Source organism: Sporosarcina sp. 6E9 (assembly GCF_017921835.1).
Lineage (GTDB): Bacteria > Bacillota > Bacilli > Bacillales_A > Planococcaceae > Sporosarcina.
In genome coordinates this window covers 1,453,693-1,468,651 of record NZ_JAGEMN010000001.1, presented here as the reverse complement: position 1 = coordinate 1,468,651, position 14,959 = coordinate 1,453,693, and the positions used below count along the sequence as shown (strand labels likewise).

Annotated in this window: 16 protein-coding genes; all 16 read left to right on the top strand. The window is 41.2% G+C overall.

Going from position 1 to position 14,959, the window contains the following annotated elements; translation table 11 throughout:
• Positions 1-3: 3 nt before the first annotated feature.
• The 16 genes from J4G36_RS07635 (at position 4) to sucD (ending at position 14,915) form a co-directional block, all read left to right on the top strand.
• Positions 4-240, top strand: coding sequence for an acyl carrier protein (locus J4G36_RS07635; RefSeq protein ID WP_210469433.1), 237 nt, complete (start codon positions 4-6; stop codon positions 238-240).
• Positions 241-536: 296 nt separating this feature from the next.
• Complete coding sequence (rnc, locus tag J4G36_RS07630; RefSeq protein WP_210469432.1) at positions 537-1,301, top strand: ribonuclease III; 765 nt, start codon at positions 537-539, stop codon at positions 1,299-1,301.
• Positions 1,302-4,859, top strand: a complete 3,558-nt coding sequence (smc, locus tag J4G36_RS07625; RefSeq protein ID WP_210469431.1) for a chromosome segregation protein SMC — start codon at positions 1,302-1,304, stop codon at positions 4,857-4,859.
• A gap of 18 nt (positions 4,860-4,877) precedes the next feature.
• Positions 4,878-5,876: a signal recognition particle-docking protein FtsY gene (gene ftsY / locus J4G36_RS07620; RefSeq protein ID WP_210469430.1), complete on the top strand. Its 999-nt coding sequence runs from the start codon at positions 4,878-4,880 to the stop codon at positions 5,874-5,876.
• A gap of 70 nt (positions 5,877-5,946) precedes the next feature.
• Positions 5,947-6,282, top strand: coding sequence for a putative DNA-binding protein (locus J4G36_RS07615; RefSeq protein WP_210469429.1), 336 nt, complete (start codon positions 5,947-5,949; stop codon positions 6,280-6,282).
• 14 nt (positions 6,283-6,296) lie between these two features.
• On the top strand, positions 6,297-7,652 hold the full coding sequence (gene ffh, locus J4G36_RS07610) for a signal recognition particle protein (protein ID WP_210469428.1): 1,356 nt from the start codon (positions 6,297-6,299) through the stop codon (positions 7,650-7,652).
• A gap of 113 nt (positions 7,653-7,765) precedes the next feature.
• Positions 7,766-8,038, top strand: coding sequence for a 30S ribosomal protein S16 (rpsP, locus tag J4G36_RS07605; RefSeq protein WP_172369713.1), 273 nt, complete (start codon positions 7,766-7,768; stop codon positions 8,036-8,038).
• Positions 8,039-8,050: 12 nt separating this feature from the next.
• On the top strand, positions 8,051-8,284 hold the full coding sequence (locus J4G36_RS07600) for a KH domain-containing protein (RefSeq protein WP_210469427.1): 234 nt from the start codon (positions 8,051-8,053) through the stop codon (positions 8,282-8,284).
• Positions 8,285-8,352: 68 nt separating this feature from the next.
• Positions 8,353-8,868 (top strand): ribosome maturation factor RimM, encoded by a 516-nt coding sequence (gene rimM / locus J4G36_RS07595; protein ID WP_210469426.1) that lies wholly within the window; start codon positions 8,353-8,355, stop codon positions 8,866-8,868.
• A complete protein-coding gene (gene trmD / locus J4G36_RS07590; protein ID WP_210469425.1) occupies positions 8,865-9,602 on the top strand; it encodes a tRNA (guanosine(37)-N1)-methyltransferase TrmD in 738 nt (245 codons plus the stop codon). Before rimM ends, trmD begins: the two co-directional genes overlap by 4 nt.
• Positions 9,603-9,734: 132 nt before the next feature.
• Positions 9,735-10,085 carry a 50S ribosomal protein L19 gene (gene rplS, locus J4G36_RS07585; protein WP_210469424.1) on the top strand — a complete coding sequence of 117 codons (351 nt, stop codon included), beginning with the start codon at positions 9,735-9,737 and terminating at the stop codon, positions 10,083-10,085.
• Positions 10,086-10,182: 97 nt separating this feature from the next.
• Entirely contained in the window at positions 10,183-10,740 is a 558-nt protein-coding gene (gene lepB, locus J4G36_RS07580) for a signal peptidase I (RefSeq protein WP_210469423.1), read from the top strand.
• Positions 10,741-10,758: 18 nt separating this feature from the next.
• Positions 10,759-11,619 (top strand): ribosome biogenesis GTPase YlqF, encoded by an 861-nt coding sequence (gene ylqF / locus J4G36_RS07575; RefSeq protein WP_210469422.1) that lies wholly within the window; start codon positions 10,759-10,761, stop codon positions 11,617-11,619.
• 102 nt (positions 11,620-11,721) lie between these two features.
• Positions 11,722-12,507, top strand: a complete 786-nt coding sequence (locus J4G36_RS07570; protein ID WP_210469421.1) for a ribonuclease HII — start codon at positions 11,722-11,724, stop codon at positions 12,505-12,507.
• Between the two features lie 327 nt (positions 12,508-12,834).
• Positions 12,835-13,995 carry an ADP-forming succinate--CoA ligase subunit beta gene (sucC, locus tag J4G36_RS07565; RefSeq protein ID WP_210469420.1) on the top strand — a complete coding sequence of 387 codons (1,161 nt, stop codon included), beginning with the start codon at positions 12,835-12,837 and terminating at the stop codon, positions 13,993-13,995.
• A 17-nt stretch (positions 13,996-14,012) separates the two neighbouring features.
• Positions 14,013-14,915, top strand: a complete 903-nt coding sequence (gene sucD / locus J4G36_RS07560; protein ID WP_210469419.1) for a succinate--CoA ligase subunit alpha — start codon at positions 14,013-14,015, stop codon at positions 14,913-14,915.
• The last annotated feature ends 44 nt before the right edge of the window (positions 14,916-14,959 follow it).

The following is a 14,959-nucleotide window of genomic DNA, read 5'->3' as shown; positions in this document are numbered from 1 at the left end:
GATTTGGCAACAGTAGTAGAACGTGTAACGAAAGTAATCGTCGACCGCCTTGGCGTCGATGAAAGTGAAGTTAAAATTGAAGCATCCTTCCGTGATGACCTCGGTGCAGACTCTTTAGATGTAGTTGAGCTCGTAATGGAATTAGAAGATGAATTCGATATGGAAATTTCCGACGATGACGCAGAAAAAATCGGCACAGTCGGTGACGCAGTCACATATATCGAAGCAAAAGTTAACTAATTTAAGATGAAACCATTTTAATTTATTGCAAGGGAATGAAATCTAATTCGATTTCATACCAAAATATTAGAGACGTATCTATCCAATCATTAGAAAGGATAGCGTGCGTCTCTTTTTGCGATTTAGCAATTGCTCCGGCTCACTGGCAATGCGCATTGCTTGTTTCTCTTGGTAATTTTTTTTATGTTTCACTTTTCCACTCAACTAAACGTCATCTTCTTCTTTTGCCCTTTGCACTTATGCAGTGAACAAGGTAAAATTAAAGGTATCATGTTTTGAAAGGTAGAATCGTTCTTATGACAGGTAAACGAAACACGGAAAAAAATAAAAAAACGCAACTTCCTCTAGTTATTCGAAATAAATTTGAGGATCTACAACAAAGGCTTTCAATTACTTTTGAAAATCCTTCCCTTTTATACAACGCTTTTACCCATTCATCCTATGTGAATGAGCATCGAAGAAAGAATTTCATGGATAACGAACGACTTGAATTTTTAGGCGATGCCGTCCTTGAACTCGGCGTATCGCAATATCTATATTCAACAGAGCCAGGAATGAGCGAAGGTGAATTAACCAAACTCAGAGCTGCAATTGTTTGCGAACCGGCACTCGTCAAGTTTGCAAATGAGTTAGAGTTCGGTCAGTATGTCTTACTCGGTAAGGGTGAAGAACAAACCGGGGGAAGAATGCGTCCAGCTCTTCTTGCAGATGTTTTTGAAGCATTCATCGGCGCGCTATATATCGATCAGGGTATGGATGCAGTAACTAAATTTCTGGAAACAGTCGTTATTCCGCAAATCAGTGACGGTGCTTTTTCGCATGTGATGGATTACAAAAGTCGACTACAGGAAATCATTCAACAGTCGAATAATGGACAACTTCAATATGAAGTGATTGAAGAAAAAGGGCCGGCACACGCAAAAACATTTATTACGGTCGTTAGGCTCAGTGACACAGAGCTTGGAACAGGTAACGGGAGATCTAAAAAAGAGGCGGAACAAGAAGCTGCCCGACATGCGATTGGTAAACTTAAGAGTGAGCAGGTTGAAGGGGAGATTTAAATGTTTCTAAAAAGACTCGAAATAATAGGTTTTAAATCATTTGCCGAGCGGATTGGCATCGACTTTGTTCCTGGAGTGACAGCAGTTGTCGGTCCGAATGGGAGCGGGAAAAGTAATATTACAGATGCGATTCGATGGGTCCTTGGCGAGCAATCTGCAAAATCGTTACGCGGTGCGAAAATGGAAGATGTTATTTTCGCAGGAAGTGATTCGCGGAAGCCGCTTAACTTTGCCGAAGTAACCCTTGTTTTAGATAATAGTAAGGGTCTTTTTCCGTTGGATTACACTGAAATCAGTGTCAGTCGACGGGTTTTTCGTTCGGGAGAAAGTACATATTTGTTGAATGGGCAACAATGTAGACTACTGGATATTAATAATGTCTTTATGGATTCAGGGCTTGGAAAAGAAGCTTTTTCCATTATCTCACAAGGTCGGGTAGATGAGATATTAAATAGCCGGCCTGAAGATCGTCGTAGCATTTTTGATGAAGCAGCAGGCGTTTTGAAATATCGAAATCGAAAGCGTAAAGCTGAACATAAGCTCTTCGAAACATCCGATAACCTTGACCGTGTGCTTGACATCTTGAAGGAACTCGAGATTCGGATTGAACCACTGAAAGAACGTGCGGAAGCGGCTGAAAAGCACGCGACGCTTTCTGAAGATACCCGCGAGGCGGATAGTTTATTATTAAATTATGATGCAGGGAAGCTCCGTGTTGAAATTGAAGCAAAGTTAGAGGAAGCTAAGAAGTTTGAAGTTGAACAACTGCAGCTCAAAAACGCTACAGTAAACGCAGAAGAAAATACTAGTCGATTGAAAGAACAACTGGCAACCGTCGATCGTGAGTTAGAAACATTACAAAGAAAGCTCGTGGATGTTAGCTCGGAGGCGGAGAAGTGGGAAGGCCGTCGTCTACTTTCCGTTGAAAAAGAACGAAATGCCACAGTCCAGATTGATAGACTGCAAACGGATCTTGTGTCAACACGTGAAGAAGAATCTCGCCTACAGGCAAAACTAGAACAATCCAAATCCAAGTTAAGTACCTTAACGGATGAATATAAAACAACATCAAACGAGATGAATGAAATAGCTCAAATTCTAAAGCGTTCAGTCGTTGAAACAGAAAATGAAATCGAAGAACTGAAATCGACATATATTGATCGCTTGAATGAAGAAGCTACCCTTCGTAATGAATTGAAACATATCGAAGAAAGACTAGTTGGTGAAAAATATTCATCTGAAAAAATAAATGAACAGACTAAGTCGTTGAATAGACGACTTAAAGAATTAACTGCTGAAAAAATTGAAAAAGAACGTGCGCTTGCTAATTTAAATAAAGAAATGAAACAAGTAAGTGCTACTCTGATTAACAATACAAATAAACTTCGTGAAAATGAGGTCGATTTAAGCAAAAAAGAGCAACTTCTTCAACAAGCTTATAATAAGCAATATGAAATGCAGGGAAGAATGCGTGCATTACAAAGTATGGAAGCTGATTTTTCTGGGTTTTATTCAGGCGTTAAAGAAGTACTAGTCGCTCGTAAATCCGGGAATTTAAGTGGTATAAACGGTGCGGTCGCTGAATTGATTAACGTTGAAACTGATTATATCAACGCGGTTGAAACTGCACTTGGTGGAGCGATGCAACATATTGTTACTACTTCCGAGGCGGATGCCAGAAAAGCAATCGGTTATTTAAAATCTCGCAATGCGGGGAGGGCAACATTTCTTCCGCTTGATGTCATGAAATCAAGAAAAGTTCAGGCTTCTGCTTTTAGGTCTATTGAGCAACATCCTGAATTTATAAGTACGGCGGACGAGCTTGTAAATGTACAAGGGCCATATAAAATCATAACGGAAAACCTTTTGGGGAACGTGCTTGTTTCCAAAACGCTTACAGGTGCATCTGAAATTGCCAAAGCCGTAAATTATCGATTCCGCGTCGTCACACTTAGTGGAGACATCGTAAATGCGGGTGGGTCACTAACTGGTGGAGGTACAAAGGGTCGAGCGACGGTCTTCTCTAGAAAAGCTGAACTCGAAACATTACAAAGTCAGCTCACCAAAATGGCGTCATCGATAGGAATGGCAGAAGTTTCAATTGGTGATTCAAAAATGAAGGTCGCGGAGTTCATGCAAAAAACAGAACAATCCCGGAAATCCAATGAAAAGTTACAATTGGACATAGCTGCTGCCCAATCAAGTATTCGTGAAACGGACATTGCGATAAATGCACTTGATATTGAAAGAGCTTCTGTTGAAATGGGAAGACGCGGTGCAGAAACGACAGGATCCGAACTAGCGAATAGAAAAATAGCATTAGAAGAAAATCACCAGCAATTACGAAAGAAATTAGAAACCATAAAAAATGAAATCGAAACGCTTGAGCGTCTAGCTGCGAATCGTCGAAATGAAGAAGCTTCGCTGACATCCAGGTTAACTGAGTTGCGTGAGCGTGCGGCTGTGCTCCGTGAACAGATGACCTATGAAAAAGCGGCAATCGCCGATATGGACCTTGCAATAGGTGCAGCACAACAAAAAATGACGTCAATTTCGAAAGAACTGGATTATATCAATGGCATAGACGGTGAGGAAAATTTAACCGCCGAAGAAATTTCGGCACAAATTGAACAGTCGATAGCCGAAATAGAAGCGGTTGAAACTGCGATTGTAAAATATAGAGAGAAAAGATTGAAGCAATCCGCAAGCATCATAGAAAAAGAAGCAGTCTTACGTGACTTAAGATTGAATGTAGAGAAGATGAACATCAAACATAATAATGTCACAATCGAATTATCACGGTTAGAAGTTAAATACGATGCAATTACCGGAAGATTACTAAATGAATACGGCCTTCGACCAGACTTTTCTTCGATTATCGAATTTGATGAACAAGCAACTCGAGAAAAACTAATTCGACTTAAATCAGAACTGGCGGATATTGGACCTGTCAATCCGGCTGCGATTGATGAATACAAGGAAGTTTCTGAGCGACATGAGTTTTTAACGGTGCAACGAAATGATCTACTTGAAGCGAAACAAACGCTACAAGTCGCTATGTCCGAAATGGATGAAGAAATGACTTCGCGCTTTTCATCTACCTTTGATGCAGTCCAAAATCGATTCCGACACGTCTTCAAGGAAATGTTCGGGGGAGGCAATGCGGATTTAATATTAACAGACCCAAATAATTTATTGGAAACTGGTGTTGATATTGTCGCACGTCCGCCCGGAAAAAAACTGCAAAATCTTAGTTTATTATCTGGTGGAGAACGTGCATTGACGGCAATCTCCTTATTGTTTGCAATCATTGAAGTCCGGCCCGTGCCGTTTTGTATTTTAGATGAAGTCGAGGCTGCCCTCGATGAAGCGAACGTTATACGGTATAGTAAATACTTGAAGAAGTTTTCGGATAAGACCCAGTTCATAGTCATCACCCATCGAAAGGGAACTATGGAAGGGGCAGATGTGCTGTATGGGATTACCATGCAGGAATCCGGTGTATCAAAACTAATTTCTGTCAAGCTATCTGAAATACCCGAGGAAGCAATTATGTAAAAGTATGGAGGGGTAAAAATGTCTTTTTTTAAACGGATGAAAGAAAAGATTACAGGAACAAATGAAGCGGTAACTGAGAAGTTTAGGGATGGTTTAACGAAAACACGGAACCAATTTACATCTAAAGTAAATGATTTGGTGGCACGTTTCAGAGAAGTGGATGAGGAGTTCTTTGAGGAACTAGAAGATTTGCTTTTACAAGCCGACGTAGGCTTTGAAACTGTCATGGAGCTAATTGATGAATTGAAGCTTGAGGTTCAAAGGAAAAATATTAAAAGTACCGAAGGCATTCAAACGGTTATTTCCGAAAAACTCGTTGAAATATATGAGAGCGGCGAAGAAACGAATAGCGATTTAAACATTCAAGTAGATGAACTTTCTGTAATTCTAATGGTTGGCGTTAACGGTGTTGGAAAAACGACTACGATTGGAAAGTTGGCCGCGCGGTTGATGGCGGAAGGAAAGACAGTCATGCTTGCGGCCGGAGATACGTTTAGGGCAGGTGCAATTGATCAGCTAGTCGTTTGGGGAGAACGTGCAGGTGTCGAAGTGATTCGGCAATCAGAAGGTTCCGACCCCGCAGCGGTAATGTATGATGCGATTCATGCCGCCAAAAACCGAAAAGTGGATGTCCTAATTTGCGATACTGCAGGTAGACTTCAAAATAAGGTAAACTTGATGAATGAATTGCAAAAAGTGCGTCGTGTCATTAGCAATGAAGTTGAAGGTGCGCCGCATGAAGTGCTACTGGCACTGGATGCGACGACTGGTCAAAATGCACTTGTTCAGGCGGAAACATTCCAAGAAGCGACGAATGTAACTGGGATTGTGCTAACAAAGCTTGACGGAACTGCTAAAGGCGGGATTGTTTTAGCGATTAGAAAGAAATTGAACATCCCGGTGAAGTTTGTTGGTCTCGGTGAGGGCGTGGACGACTTGCAACCGTTTGATCCGGAGAAATATGTGTACGGTTTATTTGCCAATGAATTAGATAAACAATTTGAAGCAGACAAGTAAAATTACTTGACGGAGACATCGCTTCATACTATGCTAAATTTGGACAAAGTGAATTGGGGAGGTTTGACGAATGACGCTAATTAAAACAACACGCATTAACTTCCTCTTCGATTTTTATCAGTCATTATTAACTGATAAACAAAGAACGTATATGGACTTATATTATTTGGAAGATCTTTCTTTAGGAGAAATCGCGGAGGAATACGGGATTTCACGTCAAGCTGTTTATGACAATGTCCGCCGCTCCGAAATGATGCTCGAAGACTATGAATTGAAGTTGAACCTGTTTTCGAAGTTTCAACAACGATTAGAGATTATTGGCGATATGGAAAAGTTATTGACGGATTCGACAGTTCAATCCGATGAAATCCGAAAACTATTAGATACATTAAAAGATTATATGTAGGAGGTGCGTCAAGCATGGCATTTGAAGGATTAGCTGATCGGCTGCAAGGGACGCTCCAAAAGATTAGGGGCAAAGGGAAGGTTAACGAAGCAGACGTTAAAGAAATGATGCGAGAAGTTCGTTTCGCGCTTATCGAAGCGGATGTTAACTTAAAAGTCGTTCGTGAATTTGTGAAAACAGTAAGTGAAAAAGCTGTTGGTTCAGATGTTATGAAAAGTTTAACGCCTGGCCAACAAGTTGTGAAAATTGTTAAAGATGAATTGACGAATTTAATGGGCGGCGAACAGGAGTCAATTAAGTTTTCAAGAAATTCTCCGACTGTCATTATGATGGTTGGGTTGCAGGGTGCTGGTAAAACCACTACTTCCGGTAAACTAGCAACCCTTTTGCGAAAGAGACATAATAGAAAGCCATTGCTCGTTGCGGCAGACGTCTATCGCCCAGCAGCGATTGAGCAACTTGAAACAGTAGGCAAACAATTGACAATTCCGGTATTTTCGCGTGGAACAGATATCTCGCCTGTAGAAATCGTTCGTCAAGCGCTCGAGGAAGCTAAAAAAGAGCATCATGATATTGTCATCATCGATACCGCTGGTAGATTGCACGTTGATGAAAAACTGATGCAAGAGCTGGCAGACATCCACGAATTATCATCTCCAGATGAAGTATTCCTAGTCGTGGACGCAATGACGGGGCAAGATGCTGTAAACGTTGCGCAAAACTTTAATGAGACCGTAGGAATTACAGGGGTTGTCTTAACGAAACTCGACGGAGATACAAGAGGGGGAGCTGCGCTTTCAATTCGTTCAGTGACCGGCAAGCCAATCAAATTCATCGGTGTCGGGGAGCGAATGGATGCACTTGAGGCATTTCACCCTGAACGAATGGCTTCACGAATCCTCGGCATGGGCGATGTTATGTCACTTATTGAAAAAGCGCAAGATAACGTTGACGAAGACAAGGCGAAAGAGCTAGAAGAAAAGTTCCGAACGCAAACCTTTACACTCGACGATTTTCTTGATCAATTGCAACAGGTGAAAAAAATGGGTCCGCTTGATGAATTACTGAAAATGATGCCGGGCGCGGGTAAAATTAAAGGCTTAGAGAATGCTCAAGTTGATGAAGGGCAAATGGGACGCGTTGAAGCTGTCATTCAATCGATGACAACAAAAGAGCGTACTACCCCGGAAATCATTAACGCAAATAGACGGAGACGTATTGCAAAGGGATCAGGAACATCAATCCAAGAAGTGAATCGTCTGCTGAAGCAGTTTGAAGAAATGAAGAAAATGGTTAAACAAATGACCAACATGCAACAAAAAGGAAAAAAACGTATGAAAATGCCTGGATTTGATTCTTTTTTCAAGTAAAAAGATCGATATAAAAAGAAATTTTAAGGTGTTAAGAGAAAACCCTTTACAAACAAACAAAAGCTTGTTAATATAATATCTTGTGTGAAACTATTCGGAGGTGCAATAAAAAAATGGCAGTTAAAATTCGTCTTAAACGTATTGGAGCAAAGAAAACTCCTTTCTACCGTATTGTAGTAGCGGACTCACGTTCACCACGTGATGGTCGTCAAATCGAGACTGTGGGAACTTACAACCCGCTTACAAAACCGGCAGAATTAAAAATTGATGAAGAGCTAGCGCTCAAATGGCTACAGAACGGTGCTCAACCGTCTGACACAGTCCGCAACCTGTTTTCTGACCAAGGCATCATGGAAAAATTCCATAACGCTAAACACAGTAAATAAGGAGGGGTCTACATGCAGCAGCTGATTGAAACAATTGTAAAACCATTAGTCGATTTTCCCGAAGATGTTCGGGTCAAGAAAGATGAACAGGAAAGCCGAGTTACGTATAAACTTTCTGTGAATGCCGAAGATATGGGCAAAGTAATTGGAAAGCAAGGACGCGTTGCTAAAGCAATCCGCACGATTGTCTATTCAGCTGCGGGTAGTCACCACGGCAAGCGAGTATTTGTCGATATTGTAGATTGATAGGAGGGAGGAAGGAGCTTATGTTCCTTCCTCCTTTTTGAACTTTTATTTTAAGGATGGTGTGTCAAATGAATTGGTATAATGTAGGGAAAATCGTTAACACCCATGGAATTCTTGGAGAAGTCCGCGTAATATCGAGTACGGATTTTCCAGATGAACGCTATGCAATCGGGAGTAAACTCGGTCTTTTTATGCCGGGAAGCGATAAACCGATTAACCTAACTGTCGCAAGTCATCGGAAACATAAAAGTTTTGATCTTTTGACATTTGAAAATCATCCCTATGTACAAGATGTCGAAGTATACCGAGATGGCGTTTTGAAAGTGTCCGAAGATAAACTTGAGAAGTTAGAAGATGGGGTATTTTATTACCATGAAATTATCGGTTGTCTTGTCGTAACGCTGGACGGAACGGAAGTTGGCACGGTGACGGAAATTATGGAAACCGGCGCAAATGACGTATGGACGGTAAAACCTGAAAAAGGTAAATTACAATATATTCCTTATATTGATGATGTCGTAAAAGAAATCGATGTCGACAATAAAAAAATAATAATTGATCCAATCGAAGGGTTGCTATCATGAGAATTGATATCCTTTCATTATTTCCAGAAATGTTTGAAGGTGTGCTCCATTCATCAATCATGAAAAAAGCCCAAGAGAACGAAGCGGTAGACTTTGATGTTGTCGATTTTCGAGATTACTCCGAAAATAAGCATAAAAAAGTGGATGATTATCCATATGGCGGCGGTGCGGGAATGTTACTAAAGCCAGAACCATTATTTGCTGCTGTAAAAGCTGTATCTTCCAGAGGAGATACGACGCCTCGGGTAATTCTGATGTGCCCGCAAGGTGAACGCTTCACCCAGAAAAAAGCGGAAGAACTCGCTGAAGAAGAACACCTCGTTCTTATTTGCGGTCACTATGAAGGTTATGATGAGCGAATTCGCGAACATCTCGTCACGGAAGAATTATCACTTGGTGATTTCGTCTTAACTGGCGGAGAAATTGCGGCGATGGCGGTAGTAGATAGTGTCGTACGCCTATTACCAAATGTTCTTGGTAACGAAGATTCACCGGTCTTGGATTCCTTTTCAACGGGATTATTAGAACATCCGCAGTACACTAGACCCGCTAACTTCAATGGTTTAGAAGTGCCAGAAGTATTATTGTCAGGCAATCATGCAAAGATAGATCAATGGCGTGAAGAACAGTCATTGATTCGAACATTTGAGCGAAGAAAAGATCTATTGGAAACTGCAACTTTAACCGAGCATCAAATTAAATTATTAAATCAACTAAAAAAAGAAAAAAAGTAAACAGCTGTTGCACGTAACCTTACTTTGTGATATTATCTACTATGTACTTCTATGGGGAGTACATACTGACTGATGTTCCGCTGCAAAGGTACGAAGTGCAAGAGCATTTGTGGAGAAGGAGAGAAAATAATCATGCAAAACCTTATTGCAGAAATTACTAAAGATCAGCTACGTACTGATCTGCCAGAATTCCGTGCGGGAGACACTGTTCGTTTGCACGTAAGAATCGTTGAAGGAACGCGCGAGCGTATCCAGTTATACGAAGGTGTGGTCATTAAGCGTCGCGGTGGCGGAATTAGTGAAACATTCACAGTTCGTAAAATCTCTAATGGTGTTGGTGTTGAACGTACATTCCCTGTACATACACCAAAAATCGAAAAAATCGATGTTGTTCGTCGCGGTAAAGTGCGTCGTGCGAAATTATACTACCTACGTAGTCTTCGCGGTAAAGCTGCACGTATCAAAGAAATTCGCAAAAAATAAGACAAATTCAGGAGGCCCAAAATGTGGCCTCCTTTCTTTTTGCCCTAAATATGAATAGACTGTATAGTAGAGAAAGTAGATGCGGGAGGCTTGTGGAATGAAAGAGAAAAAATCCAAAAATGAATCATGGGAATGGATCAAAGCGTTATTAATTGCATTCGCGTTAGCGGCACTTATTCGCGTGTTCCTTTTCACGCCAATCGTCGTGGACGGCATTTCGATGATGCCGACTTTAGAAGATGGAGACCGAATGATTGTCAATAAAATTGGCTATACAATTGGTAAGCCTGATCGATTTGATATTGTGGTATTCCATGCACCCGAGCAAAAAGACTATATTAAACGTATTATTGGGTTACCGGGAGATGCGGTAGAATATCGTGATGATATTCTATATATCAACGGTGAACCTATGGAAGAACCCTATTTAGATCGGTACAAAGAAGAAGTTGCAGATAGTCCATTAACGGAAGATTTCACGCTTGAAGGGAAACTGAATAGTGAGGTTGTACCAAAAGATCATGTATTTGTTCTGGGCGATAACCGTAGAAAAAGTAAGGATTCTCGACATATCGGTGTCGTTCCGATTGACGAAATCATTGGCAGTACAAAAATAGTATTTTGGCCATTAAAAGATTTCGGTTTTGTTGAATGATAGAAGGGGTTTAAAGATATGACAATACAATGGTTTCCTGGGCATATGGCAAAAGCCCGAAGAGAAGTAACAGAGCAATTAAAGTTAGTTGATATCGTTTTCGAATTAGTCGATGCACGCTTACCGCTTTCATCAAGAAATCCAATGATTGATGAGGTTATCCAGCATAAGCCGAGGTTGCTAATCCTCAACAAAGCTGATTTGGCGGATAGTTCCGAAACGACTAGATGGATTCAGTATTTTAAAAATGAAGGAACGCCTGCAGTTGCCATTAATTCATTTCAGGGGCAAGGCTTACAAGCAGTGACAAAAGCGGCAAAAGAGATTCTTGAACCCAGAATTGAGCGCATGAGAAAACGAGGGATTCGACCAGGTGCGATACGGGCAATGATTGTCGGAATTCCGAACGTGGGAAAATCCACGTTAATCAATCGATTGGCAAAAAAGAATGTCGCAAAAACAGGAAATAAACCAGGTGTAACGAAAGCGCAACAGTGGATTAAATACGGCAAAGAACTCGAATTATTGGATACACCAGGTATTCTATGGCCTAAATTTGAAGATAAAGAAGCTGGTTATAAACTTGCAATTACGGGCGCGATTAAAGACACACTACTGAATATGGAAGATTTAGCGTTATACGGTCTTCGTTTTTTGGAACAAAAATATCCGAACAGACTTATGGAGAGATATGGTATCTCAACAGTTGGTACAGAACAAGATGAGATTATTAAATTGTTTGACCATATCGGCGCACGTCGCAACGTTTACACAACCGGCGGCGAAGTAGATTACGACAAAGTTTCTGAATTTATTGTGCAAGATATCCGAAACGAACTCCTAGGTAAACTGACATTTGATAGTGTAGAAGATAAATGAGAAAACTAAAAGTCGATGCTAGCGCATAAATTCATGCGGCATTCGGCTTTTCTTTTTCAGTATGCAAGTTGGAGAATTAAGTAAAGGCGGTAGGAGAAATCCATGCTAACGATAAAAGAGATTGAAGAGAAACTAAAAAACGAACATGAACCAGCAGAATGGATTGAGGAACTTAAAAATGATCAAAGAGCTGGTGTGCACAAAGCACTTGCCCGTTGGCAACGCAACTATGAAATGAAAGAAATTCAATTACAGGAACATCAAGAGAAAATAGCGTTTGACAGGTCATATGCGCCGTTTACCGAAGCACTCGTCGCAGGTGTCGATGAAGCGGGAAGAGGGCCGTTAGCGGGCCCTGTAGTCACTGCAGCGGTTATTTTACCGGTGGACTCGCCTGAACTGGTTGGACTAGACGATTCGAAAGCAATTTCAAAAGAAAAAAGAGAACAGCTCGCAAAGAAGATCCGACAAGTTGCACTTGCTTATTCGATACATATCCAACCCGCCGATAAAATTGATAAGCTAAACATCTATGCGGCCACCCGTGAATCAATGGAAAAGGCAGTAGGCGAACTTGCACCTCAACCGGATTTTGTAATCGCGGATGCAATGTCCCTTAACACAAATTGCCAAACGGCATCCGTAGTTAAGGCTGATGCCAAAAGCCTAGCTGTTGCCGCAGCATCAATACTCGCGAAAACAACGCGAGATGCAATCATGGACACCATACATAATGATTTTCCAATGTACAATTTTACTAAAAATGCAGGATACGGCACTACCGAGCACTTATCCGCCATACGCGAACACGGCCCGTGCGAACACCACCGAAAAACATTCGAACCGATTAAGTCAATCATTGCCGATGAAACTAGCATTCTTATATAAAAGAGTGAAGTCCATTATCACCCGAGAATTATGGCGGGTTTTATTCGTGACGCTATAACTTAAATGGAATCTGCAGTTGATTGGAGTGGAGGGCGGCGACTCCAGCGGGATTAGCGCTCGCCCGCAGGAACGCGTCCGCCCGCAACGGAAATCGACGGTATATAACAAAATTAGGTACTTGTAGATGAAATCAAAGTCATATCTGCAAAAACAAACAAATCCAAGTTCCACATTTTGAACGTCATATGTGGACATTGTTTGACATCTTTATTACAATAGATAGGGCAGTAAATTAAAAGAGTTATAAGTTTGATTGGAGGATGTAAGATGAATATCCATGAATATCAAGGGAAGCAGCTTTTACGTGATTATGGTGTAGCTGTTTCAAACGGAATTGTCGCGTTTTCTCCGGAAGAAGCGGTTAAAGCAGCAAAGCAACTAAACACAGAAGTTTACGTTGTTAAAGCACAAATACATGCAGGTGGCCGCGGTAAAGCAGGCGGTGTCAAGATTGCAAAAAACCTTGACGAAGTACGTGCATACGCAAAAGAACTACTCGGCAAAATTCTTGTAACTGAACAAACGGGTCCAGAAGGTAAAGAAGTTAAACGTCTTCTTATCGAAGAAGGTTCCAATATTGAAAAAGAATATTACATAGGCCTAGTGCTTGACAGCGCAACAGACCGTGTAACGCTTATGGGGTCTGAAGAAGGCGGCGTAGACATTGAAGCTGTAGCTGAAGCGACGCCTGAAAAGATTTTCAAAGAAATCATTGATCCAGTTGTCGGCTTGACAGGATTCCAAGCACGTCGTATGGCATTCAACATGAACATTCCAAAGAAACTTGTTAACAAAGCAGCTAACTTCATGTTAGGTCTTTACAAAGTATTCGTTGAAAAAGATGCATCTACAGTAGAAATTAACCCGTTGGTTACGACGGCAGAAGGCGATATCTTAGCACTAGATGCGAAGTTCAACTTCGATGAAAGCGCATTATACCGTCACAAAGATATCGTAGAACTACGTGACTTTGATGAAGAAGATTCCAAAGAAATCGAAGCTTCAAAGTATGACTTAAGCTATATTTCCCTAGACGGAAATATCGGTTGCATGGTTAACGGTGCAGGTCTTGCGATGGCTACGATGGATACAATCAACTACTACGGCGGCTCACCCGCTAACTTCCTTGACGTTGGGGGCGGTGCGACTGCAGAGAAAGTTACAGAAGCATTTAAAATCATTCTTTCAGATGAAGCTGTTAAAGGAATCTTTGTTAACATTTTCGGTGGAATTATGAAGTGTGACGTAATTGCAGAAGGCGTAATCACTGCAGCAAAAGAAGTTGGTTTGCAAGTGCCGCTTGTCGTGCGTTTAGAAGGTACAAACGTCGATAAAGGGAAAGCTTTATTGAACGAATCAGGACTTAACATCATCGCTGCAGATTCAATGGCAGACGGTGCACAAAAGATTGTTGAACTCGTAGGCTAAGAAAGGCAGGGACAAACATGAGTATTTATATTAATAAAGATACAAAAGTTCTCGTACAAGGAATTACAGGTTCTACAGCGCTTTTCCATACGAAAGAAATGCTAGAATATGGGACGAAAATTGTCGCTGGCGTTACACCTGGAAGAGGCGGAGAAACTGCAGAAGGCGTTCCAGTTTTCAATACAGTTGAGGAAGCTGTAAAAGAAACAGGCGCAAACGTTTCAGTAATCTATGTTCCAGCACCATTCGCTGCAGATGCAATTATGGAAGCGGTAGATGCTGAGCTTGATATGGCTATCTGTATCACAGAACATATTCCGATTTTAGATATGGTTAAAGTTAAACGTTATATGGAAGGCAAGAAAACACGTCTTGTCGGGCCGAACTGTCCAGGTGTCATCACATCTGACGAATGTAAAATTGGTATTATGCCAGGATACATTCATACAAAAGGTCATGTAGGCGTTGTTTCTCGTTCGGGTACATTGACGTATGAAGCTGTACATCAGTTAAGCCAAGCGGGCATCGGTCAAACGACAGCTGTTGGAATCGGTGGAGACCCTGTTAACGGGACGAACTTCATCGACGTTCTCAAGGAGTTCAATGAAGATCCTGAGACATATGCAGTCGTTATGATTGGAGAAATTGGTGGTTCCGCTGAAGAAGAAGCGGCTGAGTGGATCAAAGAAAACATGACGAAGCCTGTTGTTGGATTTATCGGTGGACAAACAGCTCCTGAAGGAAAACGTATGGGCCATGCTGGTGCCATTATTTCCGGTGGTAAAGGTACTGCAGCTGAAAAAATCAAAGCGTTAAACGCTGCTGGTGTTGAAACTGCAGATACACCATCTGTTATTGGTGAAACTTTAATTAAAGTAATTAAAGAAAAAGGTCTTTACGAACAGTGTAAAACCCATTAATATAGAAAGTGCAGTGTATTCTGAAAATACACTGCGCTTTTTTT

Excerpts from the sequence above, each read along its gene's own strand:
- J4G36_RS07570 (WP_210469421.1), top strand. The coding sequence starts at position 11,722 with ATGCTAACGATAAAAGAGATTGAAGAGAAACTAAAAAACGAACATGAA.
- rimM (WP_210469426.1), top strand. The coding sequence starts at position 8,353 with ATGAATTGGTATAATGTAGGGAAAATCGTTAACACCCATGGAATTCTT.
- ftsY (WP_210469430.1), top strand. The coding sequence starts at position 4,878 with ATGTCTTTTTTTAAACGGATGAAAGAAAAGATTACAGGAACAAATGAA.
- rplS (WP_210469424.1), top strand. The coding sequence starts at position 9,735 with ATGCAAAACCTTATTGCAGAAATTACTAAAGATCAGCTACGTACTGAT.
- ffh (WP_210469428.1), top strand. The coding sequence starts at position 6,297 with ATGGCATTTGAAGGATTAGCTGATCGGCTGCAAGGGACGCTCCAAAAG.
- ylqF (WP_210469422.1), top strand. The coding sequence starts at position 10,759 with ATGACAATACAATGGTTTCCTGGGCATATGGCAAAAGCCCGAAGAGAA.
- rpsP (WP_172369713.1), top strand. The coding sequence starts at position 7,766 with ATGGCAGTTAAAATTCGTCTTAAACGTATTGGAGCAAAGAAAACTCCT.
- smc (WP_210469431.1), top strand. The coding sequence starts at position 1,302 with ATGTTTCTAAAAAGACTCGAAATAATAGGTTTTAAATCATTTGCCGAG.
- J4G36_RS07600 (WP_210469427.1), top strand. The coding sequence starts at position 8,051 with ATGCAGCAGCTGATTGAAACAATTGTAAAACCATTAGTCGATTTTCCC.
- sucD (WP_210469419.1), top strand. The coding sequence starts at position 14,013 with ATGAGTATTTATATTAATAAAGATACAAAAGTTCTCGTACAAGGAATT.
- lepB (WP_210469423.1), top strand. The coding sequence starts at position 10,183 with ATGAAAGAGAAAAAATCCAAAAATGAATCATGGGAATGGATCAAAGCG.
- sucC (WP_210469420.1), top strand. The coding sequence starts at position 12,835 with ATGAATATCCATGAATATCAAGGGAAGCAGCTTTTACGTGATTATGGT.
- rnc (WP_210469432.1), top strand. The coding sequence starts at position 537 with ATGACAGGTAAACGAAACACGGAAAAAAATAAAAAAACGCAACTTCCT.
- trmD (WP_210469425.1), top strand. The coding sequence starts at position 8,865 with ATGAGAATTGATATCCTTTCATTATTTCCAGAAATGTTTGAAGGTGTG.
- J4G36_RS07615 (WP_210469429.1), top strand. The coding sequence starts at position 5,947 with ATGACGCTAATTAAAACAACACGCATTAACTTCCTCTTCGATTTTTAT.